This window comes from Amycolatopsis sp. NPDC101161 (genome assembly GCF_044768185.1).
Lineage (GTDB): Bacteria > Actinomycetota > Actinomycetes > Mycobacteriales > Pseudonocardiaceae > Amycolatopsis.
The window spans coordinates 1-19,501 of sequence record NZ_JBIWPI010000005.1 but is presented as its reverse complement, the minus strand read 5'-3'; the positions used below and the strand labels follow the sequence as shown (position 1 = coordinate 19,501).

19 protein-coding genes and 1 rRNA gene are annotated in these 19,501 nt (G+C 71.8%); 6 read left to right on the top strand and 14 right to left on the bottom strand.

The annotated features are described in order from the left end of the window. Positions 1–20: 20 nt before the first annotated feature. Complete coding sequence (locus tag ACIRSS_RS33700; protein WP_400902027.1) at positions 21–530, bottom strand: M48 family metallopeptidase; 510 nt, start codon at positions 528–530, stop codon at positions 21–23. 230 nt (positions 531–760) lie between these two features. On the opposite strand from ACIRSS_RS33700, the gene ACIRSS_RS33695 reads away from it, so the two are divergent. The 3 genes from ACIRSS_RS33695 to ACIRSS_RS33685 all read left to right on the top strand — a co-directional run bounded on the left by ACIRSS_RS33695 (position 761) and on the right by ACIRSS_RS33685 (position 4,255). After that, positions 761–1,807, top strand: coding sequence for a hypothetical protein (locus tag ACIRSS_RS33695; RefSeq protein WP_400902025.1), 1,047 nt, complete (start codon positions 761–763; stop codon positions 1,805–1,807). Between the two features lie 60 nt (positions 1,808–1,867). Beyond that, on the top strand, positions 1,868–3,208 hold the full coding sequence (locus ACIRSS_RS33690) for an ABC1 kinase family protein (RefSeq protein WP_400902023.1): 1,341 nt from the start codon (positions 1,868–1,870) through the stop codon (positions 3,206–3,208). Between the two features lie 162 nt (positions 3,209–3,370). Beyond that, the gene (locus ACIRSS_RS33685; protein ID WP_400903988.1) at positions 3,371–4,255 is read left to right on the top strand and encodes a hypothetical protein; all 885 of its coding nucleotides are present in this window, start codon (positions 3,371–3,373) and stop codon (positions 4,253–4,255) included. Positions 4,256–4,439: 184 nt separating this feature from the next. Here the strand turns inward: ACIRSS_RS33685 and ACIRSS_RS33680 are convergent, their stop codons facing one another. The 6 genes from ACIRSS_RS33680 to ACIRSS_RS33655 all read right to left on the bottom strand — a co-directional run bounded on the left by ACIRSS_RS33680 (position 4,440) and on the right by ACIRSS_RS33655 (position 9,909). Continuing rightward, positions 4,440–4,625, bottom strand: a complete 186-nt coding sequence (locus ACIRSS_RS33680; protein WP_400902021.1) for a hypothetical protein — start codon at positions 4,623–4,625, stop codon at positions 4,440–4,442. Beyond that, entirely contained in the window at positions 4,622–5,494 is an 873-nt protein-coding gene (locus tag ACIRSS_RS33675) for a class I SAM-dependent methyltransferase (protein WP_400903987.1), read from the bottom strand. Before ACIRSS_RS33675 ends, ACIRSS_RS33680 begins: the two co-directional genes overlap by 4 nt. A gap of 790 nt (positions 5,495–6,284) precedes the next feature. Continuing rightward, entirely contained in the window at positions 6,285–6,542 is a 258-nt protein-coding gene (locus tag ACIRSS_RS33670) for a hypothetical protein (RefSeq protein ID WP_372669723.1), read from the bottom strand. Beyond that, positions 6,539–6,895, bottom strand: coding sequence for a WhiB family transcriptional regulator (locus ACIRSS_RS33665; RefSeq protein ID WP_400902018.1), 357 nt, complete (start codon positions 6,893–6,895; stop codon positions 6,539–6,541). Before ACIRSS_RS33665 ends, ACIRSS_RS33670 begins: the two co-directional genes overlap by 4 nt. A 150-nt stretch (positions 6,896–7,045) precedes the next feature. Continuing rightward, positions 7,046–7,303: a hypothetical protein gene (locus ACIRSS_RS33660; protein WP_400902016.1), complete on the bottom strand. Its 258-nt coding sequence runs from the start codon at positions 7,301–7,303 to the stop codon at positions 7,046–7,048. Between the two features lie 512 nt (positions 7,304–7,815). Beyond that, positions 7,816–9,909, bottom strand: coding sequence for an ATP-dependent DNA helicase UvrD2 (locus ACIRSS_RS33655; protein ID WP_400902014.1), 2,094 nt, complete (start codon positions 9,907–9,909; stop codon positions 7,816–7,818). A 56-nt stretch (positions 9,910–9,965) separates the two neighbouring features. Here ACIRSS_RS33655 and ACIRSS_RS33650 point away from each other — a divergent pair, with 56 nt between their 5' ends. Continuing rightward, positions 9,966–10,694, top strand: coding sequence for a DUF4191 domain-containing protein (locus tag ACIRSS_RS33650; protein WP_400902012.1), 729 nt, complete (start codon positions 9,966–9,968; stop codon positions 10,692–10,694). 53 nt (positions 10,695–10,747) lie between these two features. On the opposite strand, the gene ACIRSS_RS33645 is transcribed toward ACIRSS_RS33650, so the two are convergent. Further along, complete coding sequence (locus ACIRSS_RS33645) at positions 10,748–11,137, bottom strand: RDD family protein (RefSeq protein WP_400903986.1); 390 nt, start codon at positions 11,135–11,137, stop codon at positions 10,748–10,750. Between the two features lie 261 nt (positions 11,138–11,398). Here ACIRSS_RS33645 and glnA point away from each other — a divergent pair, with 261 nt between their 5' ends. Next, positions 11,399–12,823 carry a type I glutamate--ammonia ligase gene (gene glnA, locus ACIRSS_RS33640; protein WP_400902010.1) on the top strand — a complete coding sequence of 475 codons (1,425 nt, stop codon included), beginning with the start codon at positions 11,399–11,401 and terminating at the stop codon, positions 12,821–12,823. Positions 12,824–12,889: 66 nt separating this feature from the next. Here glnA and ACIRSS_RS33635 read toward each other — a convergent pair whose 3' ends face one another. The 5 genes from ACIRSS_RS33635 to ACIRSS_RS33615 form a co-directional block, all read right to left on the bottom strand. Further along, positions 12,890–13,315 carry an acyl-CoA thioesterase gene (locus tag ACIRSS_RS33635; protein ID WP_400902008.1) on the bottom strand — a complete coding sequence of 142 codons (426 nt, stop codon included), beginning with the start codon at positions 13,313–13,315 and terminating at the stop codon, positions 12,890–12,892. Between the two features lie 15 nt (positions 13,316–13,330). Then, a complete protein-coding gene (locus ACIRSS_RS33630; RefSeq protein ID WP_400902006.1) occupies positions 13,331–16,306 on the bottom strand; it encodes a bifunctional [glutamine synthetase] adenylyltransferase/[glutamine synthetase]-adenylyl-L-tyrosine phosphorylase in 2,976 nt (991 codons plus the stop codon). A gap of 30 nt (positions 16,307–16,336) precedes the next feature. Then, complete coding sequence (locus ACIRSS_RS33625) at positions 16,337–17,470, bottom strand: anion permease (protein WP_400902004.1); 1,134 nt, start codon at positions 17,468–17,470, stop codon at positions 16,337–16,339. Positions 17,471–17,565: 95 nt separating this feature from the next. Continuing rightward, positions 17,566–18,315, bottom strand: coding sequence for a type 1 glutamine amidotransferase (locus tag ACIRSS_RS33620; RefSeq protein ID WP_400902002.1), 750 nt, complete (start codon positions 18,313–18,315; stop codon positions 17,566–17,568). Positions 18,316–18,330: 15 nt separating this feature from the next. Next, the gene (locus ACIRSS_RS33615; protein WP_400902000.1) at positions 18,331–18,762 is read right to left on the bottom strand and encodes a rhodanese-like domain-containing protein; all 432 of its coding nucleotides are present in this window, start codon (positions 18,760–18,762) and stop codon (positions 18,331–18,333) included. Between the two features lie 111 nt (positions 18,763–18,873). Here ACIRSS_RS33615 and ACIRSS_RS33610 point away from each other — a divergent pair, with 111 nt between their 5' ends. Then, complete coding sequence (locus ACIRSS_RS33610; RefSeq protein ID WP_400901998.1) at positions 18,874–19,323, top strand: Lrp/AsnC family transcriptional regulator; 450 nt, start codon at positions 18,874–18,876, stop codon at positions 19,321–19,323. 85 nt (positions 19,324–19,408) lie between these two features. On the opposite strand, the gene rrf is transcribed toward ACIRSS_RS33610, so the two are convergent. Further along, positions 19,409–19,501, bottom strand: a 5S ribosomal RNA gene (gene rrf, locus ACIRSS_RS33605); the annotation flags it as partial.

Below are 19,501 nucleotides of genomic sequence, written 5' to 3'. Positions count from 1 at the left end.
TCACCCCGGTTACCTGTCATTCACTCTTCGGTATCGATCCCCCACCCGGCGGCAGCGGCCAACCCTTCGAGGTACCCCATCGCCCGATCCATCTTCGGGTACCGCCGCACCAGCGACCAGAACGCCGCGTCATGCCCGGGCTCGCGCAGGTGCGCCAGCTCGTGCACCAGCACGTAGTCCAGCACCCACGGAGGGACCTTCCGCAGCCGGTCGCTGACCCGGATTGTCGCGTCGACCGGCGTGCAGGACGCCCACCGCGTGCGCATCGGCGGCACCCAGCGGACGCTCGCCGGCACCGCGGCGCCGTCCAGGTACTTCCCCGACAGCAGCGTGCAGCGCGCCAGCAGGACTTCGTCCGACGTCTTCGGGGGCGCCAGCCGACGTGGTTCCGCGCGCTGCAGCTTGCGCTCCATCTCGGCGACCCAGTGTTTCTCCTCCGCCCTGGTCATCCGCGCGGGGATGAGCACGACCAGCGTGTCGTCCTTCCAATACGCGGTGACCGTCCGGTGCCGGCGCTGGCTGCGCCGCACTTCGACCTTGTGTCCAGGTGTGTCCGACGGGGGGTTCGTTTCCCCCCTGCCTCTCAGCGAGGGCGTCCGTGCTTCGACCACCCGACAACGGTAAGGCCAGGCACCGACAACTCCGAGCGCGTTGAGGTCACAGACACGAGTTGTCCACAGGCCTCTTCACTTGTGGACAACTCGGCCGATCCGACGCCGTCCGGGGCTCGGCGGACGCCCCCGGGTGCCATCCTGCGGACATGATCCTCTCCACCGCGGACATGCCACCGGTGCTCCTGCCGGCTCATCCCGCCCTGCTCCCGGGCATCACCGTGCTCGAACGCGGGCCGCGGGAGATCCAGCTCGGGCTCGACCCGCGCCACGGCGTGATCGTCGAAGGGCTGCCACCCGACCTCGTCGAGCGGGTGCGCGATTTGGACGGCAGCAAGCCCGTCGAACGGCTTTTGCTCGCCGAGAGCGAACACCGTGATCAGCTGCTGACCCTCCTCCGGCAGCTGACCGCGCTCGGCCTGGTCACCGACGCGGGTGATCCGCATGGTCCCGGCTTCCGCGGCGAAACCGGCCTCTGGTCGCTGCGCGCCCGCCACCACCAGCCCGCGCTGGCGGACCGGCGCCGCGCCGCCGCGATCACGGTGCACGGCGACGGCCGGGTGGCGGTCGCGGTGGCCGTCCTGCTGGCCAACGCCGGGATCGGGCACGTCGAGCTCGAACTACCCGGCACCGTGACCGAGCACGACCTGGGCACCGGCTTCACCGACGCCGACCTGGGCCGGCCCCGGCGGCAGGCCCTCGGCGACCTGCTCCGCCGCGTCGACCCCGACGTGCGCGTCACCCGCCTGCACGACCGGTACCCGGAGCTGGCGCTGCTCACCGACGCCGTCGTCCCGGCGCCGGAGGTCGTCGCCGAGCTGATGGCGGACGGCGTCACGCACCTGCTCGCCCGCGTCCGCGACGGCACGGCCATCGTCGGCCCGCTCGTGGTGCCGGGCCGCAGCTCCTGCCTGCGGTGCGCCGACCTGCACCGGACCGACCTCGACCCGTGCTGGCCCCGCGTCGCCGGCCAGCTGACCGGCCGGCACCAGCGGCCCGACCTCGGCGCGGTCCACGCCTGCGCGTCGCTGGCCGTGGCCCAGGCCATGCGGCTGCTCTCGCCCGCGGAACCGCCACCGCCGGCGTGGAACGCGACCCTCGAGATCGACGCCTTCGACGGCCGCATCCGCCACCGCGGCTGGCCCCCGCACGCCCGGTGTGGGTGCGGCGCCCCGGCGGTGCGACAGGAGACGTAGACCACTAAGTCGCCGCGAGCAGGCTGCGCGCCGCCGAGGACGCAAGGCAGAATCGCGAGGGTGACCGACTTCCGCGACCCAGGCGATCGTGACACCGCGATGCCGCGCAAGGGTGCCGCCCGCACGGCCAAGCTCGCCAGTCTTCCGCTCGGGATCGCCGGGCGGGCCGTCGGCGGGTGGGGCAAGCGGCTGGCCGGCCAGAGCGCGGAGCAGGTCAACGCGACCCTGTCGGCGAAGGCCGCCGAGCAGCTGTTCGAGGTGCTCGGCACGCTCAAGGGCGGCGCGATGAAGTTCGGCCAGGCCCTGAGCGTGTTCGAGGCGGCGGTGCCGGACGACATGGCGAAGCCCTACCGCGAGGCGCTGACGAAGCTGCAGGCCGCGGCGCCGCCGATGCCGGCCCGGCAGACCCACCGCGTGCTCGCCGAGCAGCTGGGCCGTACCTGGACCAGCCGGTTCGCCTCGTTCGACGACGAGCCGGCGGCGGCCGCGAGCATCGGCCAGGTGCACCGCGCGGTCTGGCACGACGGCCGCGAGGTCGCGGTCAAGGTCCAGTACCCGGGTGCCGACGAGGCGTTGCGCAGCGACCTGCGGCAGCTGCAGCGGTTCAGCCGGCTGTTCCAGGCGTTCGTGCCCGGCACCGAGGTCAAGCCGCTGCTGGCCGAGCTCGCCGAGCGGATGAACGAAGAGCTCGACTACCAGGCCGAGGCCCAGCACCAGCGCGCTTTCGCGAAGGCGTTCGACGGCGATCCCGGCATCCTCGTGCCGCGTGTGGTGGCCAGCGCGCCGAAGGTCGTCGTGACCGAGTGGGCGACCGGCACCCCGTTGTCCAAGGTCATCGCGGACGGCGACCGCGAGACGCGGAACCTGGCGGGCCGGCTGCTGGCCGAGTTCCACTACTCGTCCCCCGAGCGCGTCCACCTGCTGCACTCGGACCCGCACCCGGGCAACTTCATGATCACCGGGGACGACCGGTTGTGCGTCATCGACTTCGGCGGGGTGGCCCGGCTGCCCGACGGCATCCCCCGCCACCTGGGCGAGATGACGCGGCTGGCCCTCGACGGCGAGTCCGCCGAGCTCATGCGCGTGCTGCGGGAGAACCGGTTCATCCGGCCCGACAGCGACCTGACCGCGGACGAGGTGCTCACGTACCTGGCGCCGTTCACCGAGCCGCTGGCCGAGCCGACCTTCCACTTCACGCGCAAGTGGATGCAGCGGCAGGCCTGGCGGGTCGGCGACAGCCGCGGCAACGACTTCCGGGTCGGGCGGTCGCTCAACCTGCCGCCCGAGTACCTGATGATCCACCGCGTGACGGCCGGCTCGACGGGCATCCTCTGCCAGCTCGACGCGGAGATCCCGGCGCGAGGCATCGTGGAGCGCTGGCAGCCCGGATTCGCCGCCTGAGTTGTCCACAGGCCGGGCCGTGAACGGACGGATTCCGGCGAGTTGTCCACAGCTGCGGGGAACGGGGTTCCACCCGGTTGGCCGAGCCGTCATGCTCGGTTCATGACTGCTACTCAGTGCACCGACCCGCTGGCCCTCAGTAACCCCGGCACGTGCGAGGTGATGAACCTCGAACAACTGCGAAAAGCCGGGGTCTCCGACCGAAGAACCCGGCGGCTCTGCGGCCCCGGCGGGCCGTGGCGCCGCCTGCACCCCGGTGTCGTCCTGCTGCGCAACAGCACCCCGACGCGGCAGCAGCGGCTGCACGCGGCGCTGGTGCGCTACGGCCCGCGGGTGGTGATCACGGGCGCCGACGCGTTGCGGGCCCACGGCGTGCAGTGCCCGGCGGACGGCGAGATCCGGCTGCTGGTGCCCGACCACTGCCGGGTGGCGCCCTGCGAAGGCGTCAGCGCGACGCGCACGGCCCGGATGCCGGAGCCGGTGGTGGTCGACGGGCTGTCGTTCGCCCCGCCCGCGCGCGCCGCACTCGACCTGGCGAGGGCCGAGCCCGACCCGGCGCGGATCCGGCACCTGCTGACGCTCCCGCTCTACTGGGGCCTGTGCGACCGCCAGGAGCTGCTGACCGAGCTGGCGGAAGGGCCCCAGCGCGGCACGGCGTCGGTCCGGAAGGTGCTCCGCGAGCTCGACGAGGGGCCGATCCAGGCCCACGGCCTGGCGGCGCAGGTCATGGACATGGCCCGCCTGCCCGCGCCGACCTGGGACGTGACGATCTGCGACCGCCGCGGCCGCCGCATCGGCGACGCGGACGCGTGGTGGGACGAGCTCGGCCTGGCCTGGCAGTACCGCTGCAGCCCGGGCACCGGCGGGTTCTCCCACCTGGCCCTGGCGGCGACGGGGATCGTCCTGGTCCGCTGCACGGTCCGCCAGCTGAGGCAGGTCCCCCGCGAGGTGGCCCAAGAGCTGGCGAAGGCATTCGGCGACGCGTCCCGCACCCCGCGTCCCAAGGTCCGAGCGGTCCCGATGACCCCGATCGGAGACGCGGCATGACGAGCAGCCCACCGCGCCAACCAGCAGCCCCAAGAACACACCCGCCCGCGCGCACCACCCGTCCGGGCGCCAGAACACCCGCCAATTCGCGCGCGATCAGCCCGGTCGCTCAGCGGGCGCGCACCACCGTCCGGCAGCCGTACGCGCGACCGCTCAAACCGTCAGGAGCGTCCGCGGCGACCGATCACCAGTATTCGTCGGGCAGCTTGCCCTCGATGTCGCGCACGTGCTGCCGGGCGCAGTCCGGGCACAGCCACGTGAGCGCACCCCGCTCGCGGCTGGACACCCAGGCGAGCGCCGTAGCGGGGTCCTCGTCGGCGCCGCGGGTCCGGCCGCAGCGCGTGCACACGACCGGCTCCGGCGCGCTCACGGCAACCGTCCACAGTGGATCGCCTTGGCCCCGAACAGGAACAGGTCGTCGCGCCGGCCGAGGAAGTCCGGCCCGTCCGGATCGATCAGCGCGGCGACGGCCGCGCGATCATCGGCATCGAGCTGGTCCCCGGCCCACTCGGCGAGCCACCCGATCCGGTGCACGACGTACTCACGCAACAGGTCCGAGCCCGGCATGGGGTGGTCGATGAGCGCACCGAACGACTCGACGTCCTCGAGCCCGGCCTCGCGAAGAGCCCGCGGCCAGCCGTAGGGCATGGCAACGCTGCCGGGCAGCCCGTCCCGCATCTCGGCGAACCATTCACCCCGCGCGGCGAGCAACCGCTGCTCCAGCCCGGGCCGCCCCACCCCGACATCCCAAGGGAGGCACCGCATCTCAAGCCCACCCTCGCCGACGGCGAGCACCCCACCGGCCCGCAAGAGCCCGGCCAGTGCGCACAAGGCGGCCTGCTGATCACCAAGGTGGTGCACAACGCCCGACGCCCACACCAGATCGGGAGCGGGCACCCGCGCGGCCAGCCGAGGATCGGCAAGATCCCCATGCACACCGACAACCTCAACGTCCCCACCGGCAGCCTCCCGCACGGCTCGCTGAGCCTCGCCGAGCAGCGCAGAGGTGGCATCAAGCAGCACAACGGTGCCCCCGCCCCGCCGAGCTAGTTCACGCGCGAAGAGAACGCTCATCCCACCGGCCCCACACCCGACATCAAGAACGGTAGGCGCCCCGGCGACGCGCTCGAGCAACCGCCGAGCAACGGGCGCGAGAGCACCAGCATCGAGGGCATCAGCCATGCGCAGCTGAGCAAGCCGGTCAGCCCAGTCGATGTCGTCATGGGTATGTGCGGACATCACCCCATTGAACACCAGCAACCCCACCACGAACGGCACGCAAGGCAGCCAGCCCAAGCCCGCCCAGTGACCACACCCCGCACGGCCACAGGCCACCCCCACAGCTGCCCCGTCTGGCGCCCTGGCGGCCACGGGCCATTCCCGCCGCAGCCCCGTCCGGTGACCCCGCACGGCCACGGACCATTCCGCCGCAATCCCGTCCGGCGACCCCGCACAGCCACAGGCCACCCCCGCCGCAATCCCCGACCGGCGACCCCGCACAGCCACAGGCCACCCCCACGGCAGCCCCGGTCGGCGACCCGCGCGGCCGCGGACATTCCCGCCGCTGCCCCGGCCGGCGACCCCGCACAGCCACAGGCCACCCCCGCCGCAGCCCCGGCCGGTGACCCGCGCAGCCGCGGGCCATTCCCGCCGCAGCCCCGTCCGGCGACCCCGCACAGCGACGGGCCATCCCTGCCTCAGCCCCGTCCGGCCCCGGTCCCCAGCGCGTTCGGGCACCGCAGCAGCGGCGGCAGCGCCCGGCCCGCCCCACCGACAACCACCGCGGAGCGACGCAACCGCCCCGGCTGGCGACCGCGCGACCGCCGGCCGCGAGCGCGCCACCACGCCCCCCTGGCGCCGAATCTTCACTGGCCGGTGCCCGCTGACCGCCGCAAGCGGCCGCCAAAAATTGCAGACAAAGCAGCGGCGGCCTCCCCAGCCCAAGCCGGCGAAACCCCGCCAGCGCACCCGAACAACCCGCTGACCAGCACAAAGCCCCCACCGCCCGGAGGGCGGCAGGGGCCTGCGCTCAGTCCTGGTCCAGCTGGTACCGCTCCGCGCGGCGGCTCGCCCATCGGGCTACCCGCGTCCACCGGCGTACGGCACGCGCGCTACCTCGGGCCCGCTGGGCGCGGACCCCTTCCTCCAGATCCCGTATTCGGGCCCTGGACAGTTCTTCGTAAAGCAACATCTCGCTGATCTCCTCGATCTCGGTCTTCGTCAGTTGCAGCTGCGGACGGCAAATCCGCGCTTCGTAGTCCTTCGCGGTGACCGGTTCGACGCTCATGCGGCGGCGCTCCGGTGATCGCCGCGGGCCTTGGCCGCGGCGGGCTCGACTGCGGCGTTCTTGCGCGGGCGGCCACGGGGCCGCTTGCGCGCGATCACGACGCCGCGCTCGAAGATCTCGCCGCCCCAGACGCCCCAGGGCTCGCGCCGGGCCAGGGCACCCGCGAGGCAGGCCTCGCGGACCGGGCAGTCGGCGCACTGCGCCTTCGCGCGCTCGAGCTCGGCCGGGGACTCGGCGAACCACAGGTCCGCGTCGCCCGAACGGCAGGGCAGAGCCGCGTCCGGCACGGCGATGGGGTCGAGCAGGTCGGCGAATATTGCCTCACCCGAGGTGTAGGCGATGGCCGAAGACATGGCAGTTCCTCCTTGTGTCGTACGGGTTTTCGGTTGGGAGATGGAGCTGGGCAATGCTGGTCCTCTTGGGTTGTGCAGCCAAAAACACGAAGGCCGCGGATCCGGGGTTTCCGGTTCCGCGGCCTTCGTGAGCCTCGTGTCCTGACTAGGTCAGGAACTTCGCTCCCGTATCGACAACGGAACACGGAACTGCTTGATGGTCGGCAGATCGGCCTGCGGGTACGCGGCGAGAACGCCCTGCGTCCCGAAGACGACGACACCGGTGGCCCAACGCCGCTCGACGCGACGCATGCCACGGATCTCGTGCGCGCTCACGGACACACCGGTGCCCGGGCGCTGAGCAGCCGAGACTTCCGCGGCGCAGGACAGACGGGTGCCCGGGTTCGTGAGCGTCATGTTGCTGATCATTTCACCGGCACCTCCTTCTGTACTCTGCACACACGGCCGCTGAGCGGCGCTGTCACGTGGATCCCCAGCCGAGCCCTTCGGGCTCGGTACTGGCAGGTTATTGCTCCCCACCACACCGGGGCAACTCAATTAACGGGAAAATCCTCGAAGATACGAAGATCGCCCCTGAGCAGCGGGTTCGCCGCGTGGATCATGGCCCGGACGCGGTCAACACGGCACGGGCGCCCCCGAACGACGCGGCCGCCGCCGACGGCTCCACCCGCCCGGAACGCCGACGCGGCCGAACCGCGCACGACCGCCCGAGCCGAACCGCGCGCCGACCCCGGCGACCGTCAGGCTGCCGCGACACCGCCAGCCGAACTCGCGCCTTGCCCCCACGAGGACCAAGCCGGCCCTGCGCACGACCGCCCGCATCGAACCCACCGCCTGGGCGGCGTATGGGCGCGGCACCAGCCGAACCGGCACGACTACAAACCGAACCCGCGGCCCCAGCCCTACCGCGCCGCACCGGCTCAGGGCTGCGCCGCGGCTCGGACCACTCCGAGGATCTCCTCGCCGAACCGCTCGAGCTTCGTCGCTCCGATCCCCGAGATCGACACCAGCGCCGCCTCGTCTGTCGGGCGTTGCTCGGCTATCGCCATCAGCGTCGCGTCCGTGAACACCACGAACGCCGGCACCTTCAGCTCCCTCGCCCGATCCCCACGCCACGACTTCAAGCGCTCCAACAGCCCCTCATCCACAGTGGACGGACACCGCCCGCAGCGGCCCAGCTTGACGTCGATCGTCTCCAGCAGGGGGCCGCCGCACACTCGGCAGCGCGTCTTGACCGGCGTCGATGGCTTCTGCTGGGTTCGGGCCGCGCGGGCGGCCGGGTGGTCCTCCGGGATCAGGCCGTACAAGAACCGGCTGCGCCGGCGGTTGCGGCGGCCGCCCGGCGTCCTGGCCAGCGCCCACGACAGCCACAAGTGCTCGCGCGCCCGCGTCACGCCGACGTAGAACAGCCGGCGCTCCTCCTCGATCGCCGCCTCGTCGTCGCCCGCGTGGAGGATCGGCATCGTTCCCTCGGCCAGGCCGACCAGGAACACCGCGTCCCACTCCAGGCCCTTCGCCGCGTGCAGCGACGCCAGCGTCACGCCCTCGACCGTCGGCGGGTGCTGGGCCGCCGCGCGCTGGTCCAGCTCCGCGCAGAAGCGCGGCAGGTCCGCGTCCTCGACCGTCGACGCCAGCTCCTCCGCCAGCTCGACGATCGCCAGGAGCGCGTCCCACCGCTCCTTCGCCGCGCCACCGGCCGGCGGCGACTCCGTGAGCCCGACGCGGGCGAGCACCGACCGGACCGTCGTGACCAGGTCGGAGCTGCCGTCGCCGCTCGCCGCGCGCAGGGCCGACATCGCCTGGCGGACCTCGGTCCGGTTGAAGAATCGCTCGCCGCCGCGGACCAGGTACGGGATGCCCGCCTCGGCCAGCGCCGACTCGTACGCCTCCGACTGCGCGTTCACCCGGTACAGCACCGCGATCTCGCTCGCCGCGACACCGCCGTCCAGCAGCTCGCGCACCCGCCGTGCGACCGCTTCGGCCTCGACCGCCTCGTCGTCGAACTCGGCGAACCGCGGTTCCGGCCCCGAGGGCCGCTGGCCGATCAGCTTCAGCCGGGACCCCGCCGGCCGCCCGCGCGCCGCGCCGATCACCCGGTTCGCCAGCGAGACGACCTCGGGCGTCGACCGGTAGTCGCGCTCGAGCCGGACGACGGTGGCGTCCGGGTAGCGCCGCGTGAACTCCAGCAGCGACCGCGGCGACGCGCCGCCGAAGGAGTAGATGGTCTGGTTGGCGTCGCCGACGACGGTCAGGTCGTCGCGGCCGCCGAGCCACGCGTCGAGCAGGCGCTGCTGCAGCGGCGTCACGTCCTGGTACTCGTCGACGACGAAGCAGCGGTAGCGGTCGCGGAACTCCTCGGCGACGACGCCGTGCTCCTCGAGCACCGCCGTCGTGTGCAGCAGGAGGTCGTCGAAGTCGAGCACCTGCGCCGCGTTCTTCAGCTCTTCGTACGTCCGGTAGACCTCGGCGATCTGGGCCGCCGGCGCCGGGATGTCGCGCTGGGCGCGCGCGGTGACGGCCGGGTAGTCCTCCGGGCTGACGAGGGAGGCCTTCGCCCACTCGATCTCGCTCGCCAGGTCGCGCAGGACCTCGACCTCGGTGCCGATCCGGTGCCGGTTCGCGGCCTGGCCGACGAACCGCAGCTTGTTCTCCATCAGGTCCCACGGCCGGTCGCCGACCACGCGCGGCCAGAAGTAGCGCAGCTGGCGGCGGGCGGCGGCGTGGAACGTCAGCGCCTGCGCCGCCTCGACGCCGAGGCCGCGCAGCCGGGTCCGCATCTCCCCCGCGGCGCGCGTCGTGAACGTGACGGCGAGCACCTGACCGGCGGAAACGTGCCCGGACCGGACGAGGTGGGCGATCCGGTGGGTGATCGTGCGGGTCTTGCCCGTGCCGGCGCCGGCGAGCACGCAGACCGGCCCCCTCGGGGCACTGGCGGCGGCGCGCTGCTCGGGGTCGAGACCATCCAGCAGACGGGTCACACTCTTGGGGGGAAGTACGCCGGTCACGTCCCGCATCCTCGCAGAGGGGGACGGGGAATCGGGGCAGGGGCACGCGGCCGTATCCTGGTCATATGGCGGGACAGCAGGACAAGGAAGCGGCCAAGCAGGCCAAGAAGGAGAAGCGCGCGGCGAGCAAGGCACGCCGTGGCCAGCTCTTCGAGGCCTTCAAGATGCAGCGCAAGGAAGACCCGTGGCTCATCCCGTGGATGGTCGGGTCGATCGTCGTCGTCGCGGGCGTCTTGTTCGGGATCGGGTTCTTCTTCAACGCGCAGTGGGTGCTGCTGCCGCTGGGCCTGGTGCTCGGCGGCCTCCTCGCCATGATCATCTTCGGCCGGCGCGTCCAGAAGACGGTCTACTCGAAGGCCGACGGCCAGCCCGGCGCCGCGGCGTGGGCGCTGGAGAACCTGCGCGGCCGCTGGAAGGTGACGCCGACCGTCGCGGCGACGACGCAGCTCGACGCCGTGCACCGCGTGCTCGGCGGTCCGGGCGTGGTGCTCGTCGCCGAAGGCGCGTCGCACCGCGTCAAGACGCTGCTCGCCCAGGAGAAGAAGCGCGTCTCCCGCCTGGTCGGCGACACGCCGATCTACGACGTGACGATCGGCCACGAAGAGGGCCAGATCCCGCTGAAGAAGCTGCAGGGCTTCCTGATGAAGCTGCCGCGCAACCTCAAGCCCGCCCAGGTGGACGCGCTGGAGGCGAAGCTGGCCGCGCTCGGCAACCGCGGCGCGGCGATGCCGAAGGGCCCGATGCCGGCCGGCGCGAAGATGCGCAACGTCCAGCGCACGATCCGCCGCCGCTGACTCCCGCACGCACGACGAAGGCCCCGTCCGGGTTCGGACGGGGCCTTCGTCGTTCAGCGCATCTTGATGACGACGGTGCCGGTCAGCCGGTCGAGCCAGCTGCGGCCGTCGGCGTTGCGGACCGCCGCCGGGATGATCACGAACGTCAGCACCGCCCGGACCAGCGCGCGCGGCGGGCCGACCAGCGCCGCGCCGTCGAGGCGGGCGACGCGGATGCCGACGACCCCCATGCCGGGCGTGAAGCCGAAGAAGCCGGCGGAGATCACCGAGATGACCGCCCACACGCCGCCCGACCACAGGTTGAAGGTCTGCATCGCGGCCGGATCCTGCAGGCTGGGGTGCAGGAAGATGGCCGTGACCAGCGCCGCGACGACCAGGTCGACGATCAGCCCGAGCAGCCGTGCGCCCCCGCTCGCCACCGCGCCGACGCCGGATTCGGGCAAGCCGAACTTCTCGCCGGGCCAGCGTTGATCAGCGTCCTGCCCGCGCTCGCCGGCGCCGGGCAGCCATTCACCGGTCCATCTCGCCACCCGTTAAGGGTATGCCGGTGGCGCGCACCACATCCTGCCTGGTCGGATAGCCGGTATCCACCCACCCGTTAACACCCGCGAAACATACGGGTGACGGTCGGGCAACACCGCCCTCTTAGCGTGAGCCGAAGAGAGCACTGCCGTACGAGCTCGAACGAGAAGGAGTCACCGAGGGTGCCCACTACTCCAGACGACATCCAGCGCCTCATCGCCGATGAGGACGTCGAAGTCATCGACGTCCAGTTCTGCGACCTGCCCGGCGTGATGCAGCACTTCACGGTCCCCGCCAAGGCCTTCACGGAAGAGGCTTTCGAAGAGGGTCTCGCGTTCGACGGCAGCTCGGTGCGCGGCTTCCAGTCCATCCACGAGTCCGACATGCTCCTCCTGCCGGACGCGGCGACCGCGCGGATCGACCCGTTCCGCAAGGCGAAGACGCTCGCGCTCAACTTCTTCGTGCACGACCCGTTCACCCGTGAGGCGTACAGCCGCGACCCGCGCAACATCGCGCGCAAGGCCGAGCAGTACATCGCCGAGTACGGCGTCGCCGACAACGTGTACTTCGGTCCCGAAGCCGAGTTCTACATCTTCGACTCGATCCGCTTCGACTCCGCCGAGCACGCCTCCTTCCACGAGATCGACTCGGTCGAGGGCTGGTGGAACACCGGCGCCGACGAGGTGGGCGGCAACCAGGGTTACAAGACGAAGTTCAAGGGCGGCTACTTCCCCGTCCCGCCGGTCGACCACTTCGCCGACCTGCGCGACGACATCGTCCGCAACCTGACGAACATCGGTTTCGAGATCGAGCGCGCGCACCACGAGGTGGGCACCGCCGGCCAGACCGAGATCAACTACAAGTTCAACACGCTGCTGCACGCGGCCGACGACCTGCAGCTGTTCAAGTACGTCGTGAAGAACACGGTGTTCGCGGCGGGCAAGACGGCGACGTTCATGCCGAAGCCCCTCGCCGGCGACAACGGCTCGGGCATGCACTGCCACCAGTCGCTGTGGAAGGACGGCCAGCCGCTGTTCCACGACGAGTCGGGCTACGCCGGCCTGTCGGACACCGCGCGCCACTACATCGGCGGCCTGCTCAAGCACGCCCCGAGCCTGCTGGCCTTCACGAACCCGACGGTGAACTCCTACCACCGCCTGGTCCCGGGCTTCGAGGCCCCGGTTTCGCTGGTCTACTCGCAGCGCAACCGCTCGGCCTGCGTCCGCATCCCGATCACGGGCAACAACCCGAAGGCCAAGCGCGCCGAGTTCCGCTGCCCGGACTCCTCGGGCAACCCGTACCTGGCGTTCTCGGCGATGATGATGGCCGGCCTCGACGGCATCAAGAACAAGATCGAGCCGCCGGAGCCGATCGACAAGGACCTGTACGAGCTCCCGCCGGAGGAGGCCAAGGACGTCAAGCTCGTCCCGGGCGACCTGGGCACGGTGCTCGACACCCTCGAGGCGGACCACGACTACCTGCTCGAGGGCGGCGTGTTCACACCGGACGTGATCGAGACGTGGATCTCGTACAAGCGCGAGAACGAGATCGACCCGCTGCGGCTGCGCCCGCACCCGTACGAGTTCAGCCTGTACTACGACGTGTGATGCGGTAGTACGAACCCCGGACACGCCGGTGGCGAGGAGCGAAAAGCCCTCGCCGCCGGCGTTTCTTCATTCCGACGTCGACATCAGCTTCAAGTCCGCGCCCGCGGCTTCGAAGTGGCCTCGCGGGTCCGGGACCAGCTTGCGGAGCTTCAGGTCCATCAAGCCCAGCGTGCAGGTGATCTCCGCCGCCAGTGTGCCGTCGGTCTTGTAGATGTTCGAGTCCATCGAGAACGTCTTGCCGCTGCCGAACTTCACGTCGCACGTCACGTCGACCTCGTCGCCCGCTCGCAGCTCGCGGCGGAACACCACGTGTGTTTCCAGCAGCACCGACGCCACTCCCGGAAGCCCCTCGAGCGCGCCGGCGGCCTCCAGCAGCTCCAGGCGGGATACCTCGCCGTACGAGTGGTAGACGGCGTGGTTGAGGTGGCCCAGGGTGTCCAGCTCGTAGTGGCGGACCTTGATCCGGGTCCGGAACGGCTCTCGATCGGTCACCCGCCCCACTGTAGGTCACGCTTCGTAGAACAGGTGCTCCACCACCGTGTGCGCCCGGCGGGTGATGCGGCGGTAGGTGTCCAGGAACTCGCCCGGGTCGTCGGCCGCGGACTGGCCCAGGACCCTCGCCACCGCCGCCAGGTCGCGGCCCGAACCCGGGACCTCGTCGACCGCCTTGCCGCGGACCAGCATCCCCGCGTTGCGCACCCTCGTCGCCAGCAGCCACGCCTCCCGCAGCGAGTCCGCTTCGGACTCCGTCGCCAGCCCCGCCTCCGGCAGGCACGCCAGCGCGTCGAGCGTCGACGTCGTGCGCAGGCCCGGGATCGAACCAGCGTGCTGCAGCTGCAGGAGCTGGACCGTCCACTCGACGTCGGCGAGGCCGCCGCGGCCCAGCTTCGTGTGACGCGTCGGGTCGGCGCCGCGGGGCATGCGCTCGGTCTCCACCCGGGCCTTGATGCGGCGGATCTCGCGCGCCTTCGTCCCGTCCAGCCCACCCTCCGGGTAGCGGATCGGGTCGATCATCGCGATGAACCGCTCGCCGAGCTCGTCGTCGCCCGCGACGAACCGGGCGCGCAGCAACGCCTGCGCCTCCCACACCTCGCCCCACCGCGCGTAGTACGTGCGGTACGACTCCAGCGTCCGCACCAGCGGGCCGCTCCGCCCTTCCGGCCGCAGGTCCGCATCGACCTCCAGGGCCGGGTCCGAGCTCGGCGCGCCCAGCATCTTCCGGACTGTCTCCGCCACGGACGAAGCGAACTTCACCGCGTCGGCGTCCGAGACCCCTTCGGACGGCTCGCACACGAAGAGGACGTCGGCGTCGGAGCCGTAGCCGAGCTCGGCGCCGCCGAGGCGGCCCATCCCGATCACCGCGATGCGCGCGGGGGTCTTGCCCAGCTCCGCCTGGCGCTTGCGGAACGCCGCGGCCAGCGCGCCCTGCAGCACCGCGACCCAAACCGAAGACAGCGCTTCGCACACCGCGGGCACGTCGAGCAGGCCGAGCAGGTCCGCGCACGCGATCCGCAGCATTTCGTGCCGCCGCAGCGACCGCGCGGCGGCGACGGCGGCGTTCAACCCCGGCTGACGCCGGACGGCGGCCCGCAGCGACGTCGCCACCTCGGCCGGCGTGCGGCCCAGCAGCCGGGCCGGGTCACCGAGCAGCCGCAGCACCTCCGGCGCGCGGACCAGCAGGTCGGGCACCAGCCGGGACGTGCCGAGCAGGAACGCGAGGTTCTCGACGACCGTGCCCTCGTCGCGCAGGACCCGCAGGTACCACGGCGTGTCCTCCAGGGCCTCGGACACCTTGCGGTAGGACAGCAGCCCGCCGTCGGGGTCGGGCGTGTCGGCCAGGAGGTCGAGCAGCACCGGCAGCAGCGCCTGCTGGATCGCCGCGCGGCGCGAGACGCCGGACGTGAGGGCCTTGATGTGCTGCAGCGCGCCATCGGGCGCGGTGTAGCCGAGCGCCGCCAGCCGGCTGGCGGCCTGCTTGGTCGTCAGGCGCAGCGCCTCGGTCGGCACGTTCGCGACGGACTGCAGCAGCGGCCGGTAGAAGATCTTCTCGTGCAGGCGGCGGATGCCCTTGCCGTGCTTGCGGAACTCCGCGAGCAGCGCTTCGCCCTGGCTCTTGCCGCCGCCGCCCTTGATCCCGCTGGCCCGGGCGAGAATCCGCAGCTCGGCGGTGTCGGACGCCGCGGGGAACAGGTGCGTCCGGCGCAGCCGCCGCAGCTGCAGCCGGTGCTCGAGCATCCGCAGGAACTCGTACGACGCGCCCAGCTCGGCCGCGTCCTGCCGGCCGACGTAGCCGCCTTCGCCGAGCGCGGCGAGCGCGTCCATCGTGGACGGTGAGCGCAGGTCGGCGTCGACGCGGCCGTGCACCAGCTGCAGCAGCTGGACGGCGAACTCGACGTCCCGCAGCCCGCCGCGGCCCAGCTTCAGCTCGCGCTCGGCGTGCTCGGACGGCACGTGCCCTTCGACGCGGCGGCGCATCTGCTGCACCTCGGCGACGAAGTTTTCGCGATCGGCCGCCGACCACACCAGCGGGGCGACCATCTCGGCGTAGAGGCGCCCGAGTTCGGCGTCGCCGGCCACCGGACGCGCTTTGAGCAGCGCCTGGAACTCCCAGGTCTTCGCCCACTTCTTGTAGTAGCCCTGGTGGCTTTCCAGCGTGCGGACGAGCGCGCCGGCCTTGCCTTCGGGGCGCAGCGCGGCGTCGACCTCGAAGCACGCCTTGTCGACGACCCGCATCATCGTGCTGGCCAGCCGCGTCGAGACGCTGAGGTCGTCCGCGCCGACGAAGATGACGTCGACGTCGCTGACGTAGTTGAGCTCGCGCCCGCCGCACTTGCCCATGGCGATGATCGCCAGGTTGCCTTCGGCGGACGCCCCGACCTCGGCCTCGGCGACGACGAGCCCGGCGGCGAGCGCGGCCTCGGCCAGCTCGGTCAGCTGCGCCGCGACCTCGGCGTAGTGCGGGTGCTCGAGCCCGGCCTCGACGAGGTGCCCCAGGTCGGCGGCGGCGATGCCGAGCAGCTGGCCGCGGTAGGCGACCTTCAGGGCCTGCTCGGCCTCGGTGCGGGTGAGCACCGAACCGTCGTCGCGCACGAGCGCCGTGCGCAGGTTTTCGCGGTAGCAGGCGGAATCCGTGCACTTGTCGCCGAGGAGCGACTGCCACTGCGCGGGGTTCGCGGCGAGGAAGTCGGCGAGCGGGCTCGACGTCCCGAGCACGCCGAAGAGGCGGCCGCGCAACGTCCGGTTGGCGCGCAGCTGCTCGTCGAGCCGGGTCCACTCGTCGTCGTCGGCCTCGCGGATCCGGTCGATCCCGCGCAGCGCGAGGTCCGGGTCGGCCGCGCGGGACAACGCCGCGAGGACGTCGGCGGCGGCCTCGACCGGACCTGCGTCGTCCCACCAGCCGGCCGCGCGCAACTGACCCTCGGCACGGGAGTCGGTGAAGCCGTACCTCGCCGCCGAAGCGGTCGTTCGCGCGCGGTCTGCCATCACCGACCACCGTATCCCGCGGGGCCTGGCTCAGGCGGCCAGCCGACCCGGTTCGGTCCCGGCGGGCGTCGGCTCGGGGACCTGGAAGCTGTGCGCGGTGACGGGGTGCCGGCGGGAAAGCAGCCAGATCCCGCCCCCGACACCGATTCCGACGACCCCGACGGCGATGGTGCCCGCGGCGCCGAGCGAGGCGATCTTGCCGGAGATCGCGCCGACGATAGCGGCGGCCGGCAGCGTGAACAGCCACGCGATCACCATCCGGCCCGCCATCCGCCAGCGCACCGGGGCTTCGCGGCGGCCGACGCCGGAGCCGACGATCCCGCCCGAGCACACGTGCGTCGTCGACAGCGGGAACCCGAGCCGCGACGAGATCAGGATGACCAGCGCCGAGCTCGTCTGGGCGGCGAAGCCCTGCGGGCCTTCGATGTCGGTCAGGCCCTTGCCGAGGGTGTGGGTGATGCGCCAGCCACCGAGGTAGGTGCCCGCCGCGAGGGCGCAGGCAGCGCTGATGATCACCCAGACGGGTGGTGCCGCGCCCGCGGGCAGGCTGCCGGCGCTGACGAGGGTCAGCGTGATGACGCCCATCGTCTTCTGCGCGTCGTTGGTGCCGTGCGCGAGCGAGACGAGCGACGCCGAAACGACCTGGCCGACCTTGAACCCGCGCGTCGCCGGGCGGCCGCGGACGAGGAAGCGGTAGACGAGGTACGTCACGACCATCGCGACGAGCCCGGCGATCACCGGGCTCGCGGCGGCCGGGACGAGCACCTTCTCGACGATCTTTCCGAAGTGGACCGAGTCGGTGCCCGCCGAGATCCAGGTGGCGCCGATCAGGCCGCCGAACAGGGCGTGCGACGAGCTCGACGGCAAGCCGACGAACCACGTGACGAGGTTCCAGACGATCGCGCCGATCAGCCCGCCGAAGACGATCGACGGGCCGATCTTCGTGTCGTCCACCAGGCCGCTGGAGATCGTCTTGGCGACCTCCACCGACAGGAACGCGCCGACCAGGTTCAGCACCGCGGAGATCGCGACGGCGACGCGGGGTTTGAGGGCCCCGGTCGCGATCGACGTCGCCATCGAGTTCGCGGTGTCGTGGAACCCGTTCGTGAAATCGAAAACCAAGGCCGTGACGACGACGAGCACGACCAGCAACGAGGGCTCCACCCCGACCTCCGAACCCTTGTGGGGACTCCTCCCGCAAGGTACCTGAAGGGTGACGCCTGGCGTTAACAGGCCGTTGCTTATTGTGACACTTGCCGTTAAGCCAGCGGTAACGAACGTTGACTGTCGGCGGCGGGCTCGAGCTCCCCGGCGGCCAACCGGACGAACCGCTGCGCGAACGGGCGCCAGGTCTCCTCGATGTCGGTGTGGACGGTGATCAACGCGTCGTGCTCGAGTGAACCCGGACGGGCGAATTCCGCCATCTCGGGCTCGTCGGCGGCCCAGCTCTCGACGACGAGGGGCGTCGTCTCGATGTGGAACTGGACACCGTAGACACACCGGTTGAACCGGAACGCCTGGTTTTGGTACAGCGGCGCGGAGGCGAGCAGCTCGGCGCCGGGCGGGAGCCGGGTGATCGCGTCGTTGTGGAACTGCAGGACGTCCTGCATGAGCGGCAGGTCGGCGAAGAGCGGGTCGGTCCACGCCGCGTCCTTCTTGGCGACGAGGTGCGGCCCGACCTCGGGGCCGTCCGGCCCGACCTCGACGCGGCCCCCGGTCGCGACGGCCAGCAGCTGGGCGCCGAGGCAGATCCCCAGGGTCGGGATCCGCTTCGTCGCGGCTTTCGCCAGCAAGCGCCGGACGTCGGCGAGCCAGGGGTGCTTCGCGTCGTCTTCCGCGGCCATGCCGCCGCCGAGGCAGACGACCCCTTGATAGCCGTCGGGGTCGGCGGGCAGTTCGTCGTTCGGCGGGAGCCGGACGTCCAGCTCCGCGCCGGCGTCGGTGAGCCAGCCGCCGAGGGGGCCGAGCGGGTCCGACGCGTCCGGCTGGATGATGAGCAGTCGTGTCACGCTTTTCAGGGTAGGTCAGCAGGCGCAGCGGATTCCCGGGGTGGCGGCTCCTTCTCCTCCCTCGACGGGGTAGCCGGCCGCGATCCAGGCGGTGATGCCGCCGGAGAGCCGTTTGACCTGGAAGCCGAGCTGGGCGAGCTTGAGTGCGCCCTTGGTGGCGGCGTTGCAGTTGACGCTCTCGCAGTAGCAGACGTAGACGACGTCCCGGTCGAGGTGCTTCGTGCTCTCGGCCGTCATCTCCTGGTAGGGCAGGTTGACCGCGCCGGGGATGCGGGCCTGGGCGAAGGCCTCGGGCGCGCGGGTCTCGACGATCACGTAGCCGTCGGTGTGGCCGGCCTCGAGGTCGCGGACGAGGTCGTCGGGGTCGACCTCGAAGGCGAGTTCGGCACCGAAGTACTGCGTGGCGGCCTCCGGGGCCGGGGCGGGGACGGCGAGGATGCGTGTCATGGGGTAAATCCTGCTGGTGGCGCGGGTTCCGGCACAGGGCAGAATCGGGGTGGGAGCCCGGCCCGGCCGGGATTTCCTCTCTTCCGGCCCGGTTCGACTTGGAGAATCACGGTGGACCTCGACGACGTCGACTGGCACCTGCTGGAGCTCCTCCAGGAGGACGGCCGGCTGAGCTTTTCGGAGCTGGGCCGCCGGGTGTCGCTGTCCGGCTCCGCGGTGACGGAGCGGGTGCGCCGACTCGAGGAGCGCGGCGTGATCACCGGGTACGCGGCTCGCGTGGACACGTCGAAGCTTGGGTTGCCGATCGAGGCGATGGTGCGGGCCCGGGTGCGGAGCCTGGATACGCCGCGGTTCCGGACGGCGGTGCTGCCGCTGCCGCAGGTCGTCGCTGCCGACCACATCACCGGGGACGAGTGCTGGATCCTGCGGGTGCTGTGCCGGGACACGGCCGAGCTGGAGTCGCTGGTGGAGAAGGTGCAGCGGTACGGCGAGACGACGACGTCGCTGGTGCTGTCCTCGCCGCTGCGGAGCCGGCCGGCGCCGCGGCCGCGCTCGGTCTGACGCTCGAGTGGATGCGGGAACAAGAAAAGGGCCTGGGCCGGGAGACTCGCGTCTCAACCGGGCCCAGGCCCTCTTCCCAAATAAAGTTCGGCGGTGTCCTACTCTCCCACAACCCTTCGGTTGCAGTACCATCGGCGCTGTCAGGCTTAGCTTCCGGGTTCGGAATGGGACCGGGCGT

Excerpts from the sequence above, each read along its gene's own strand:
- ACIRSS_RS33655 (WP_400902014.1), bottom strand. The coding sequence starts at position 9,909 with ATGCGGGACGTGACCGGCGTACTTCCCCCCAAGAGTGTGACCCGTCTG.
- ACIRSS_RS33615 (WP_400902000.1), bottom strand. The coding sequence starts at position 18,762 with ATGACACGCATCCTCGCCGTCCCCGCCCCGGCCCCGGAGGCCGCCACG.
- ACIRSS_RS33685 (WP_400903988.1), top strand. The coding sequence starts at position 3,371 with ATGAACCTCGAACAACTGCGAAAAGCCGGGGTCTCCGACCGAAGAACC.
- ACIRSS_RS33675 (WP_400903987.1), bottom strand. The coding sequence starts at position 5,494 with ATGTCCGCACATACCCATGACGACATCGACTGGGCTGACCGGCTTGCT.
- ACIRSS_RS33670 (WP_372669723.1), bottom strand. The coding sequence starts at position 6,542 with ATGAGCGTCGAACCGGTCACCGCGAAGGACTACGAAGCGCGGATTTGC.
- ACIRSS_RS33665 (WP_400902018.1), bottom strand. The coding sequence starts at position 6,895 with ATGTCTTCGGCCATCGCCTACACCTCGGGTGAGGCAATATTCGCCGAC.
- ACIRSS_RS33650 (WP_400902012.1), top strand. The coding sequence starts at position 9,966 with ATGGCGGGACAGCAGGACAAGGAAGCGGCCAAGCAGGCCAAGAAGGAG.
- ACIRSS_RS33660 (WP_400902016.1), bottom strand. The coding sequence starts at position 7,303 with ATGATCAGCAACATGACGCTCACGAACCCGGGCACCCGTCTGTCCTGC.
- ACIRSS_RS33630 (WP_400902006.1), bottom strand. The coding sequence starts at position 16,306 with ATGGCAGACCGCGCGCGAACGACCGCTTCGGCGGCGAGGTACGGCTTC.
- ACIRSS_RS33695 (WP_400902025.1), top strand. The coding sequence starts at position 761 with ATGATCCTCTCCACCGCGGACATGCCACCGGTGCTCCTGCCGGCTCAT.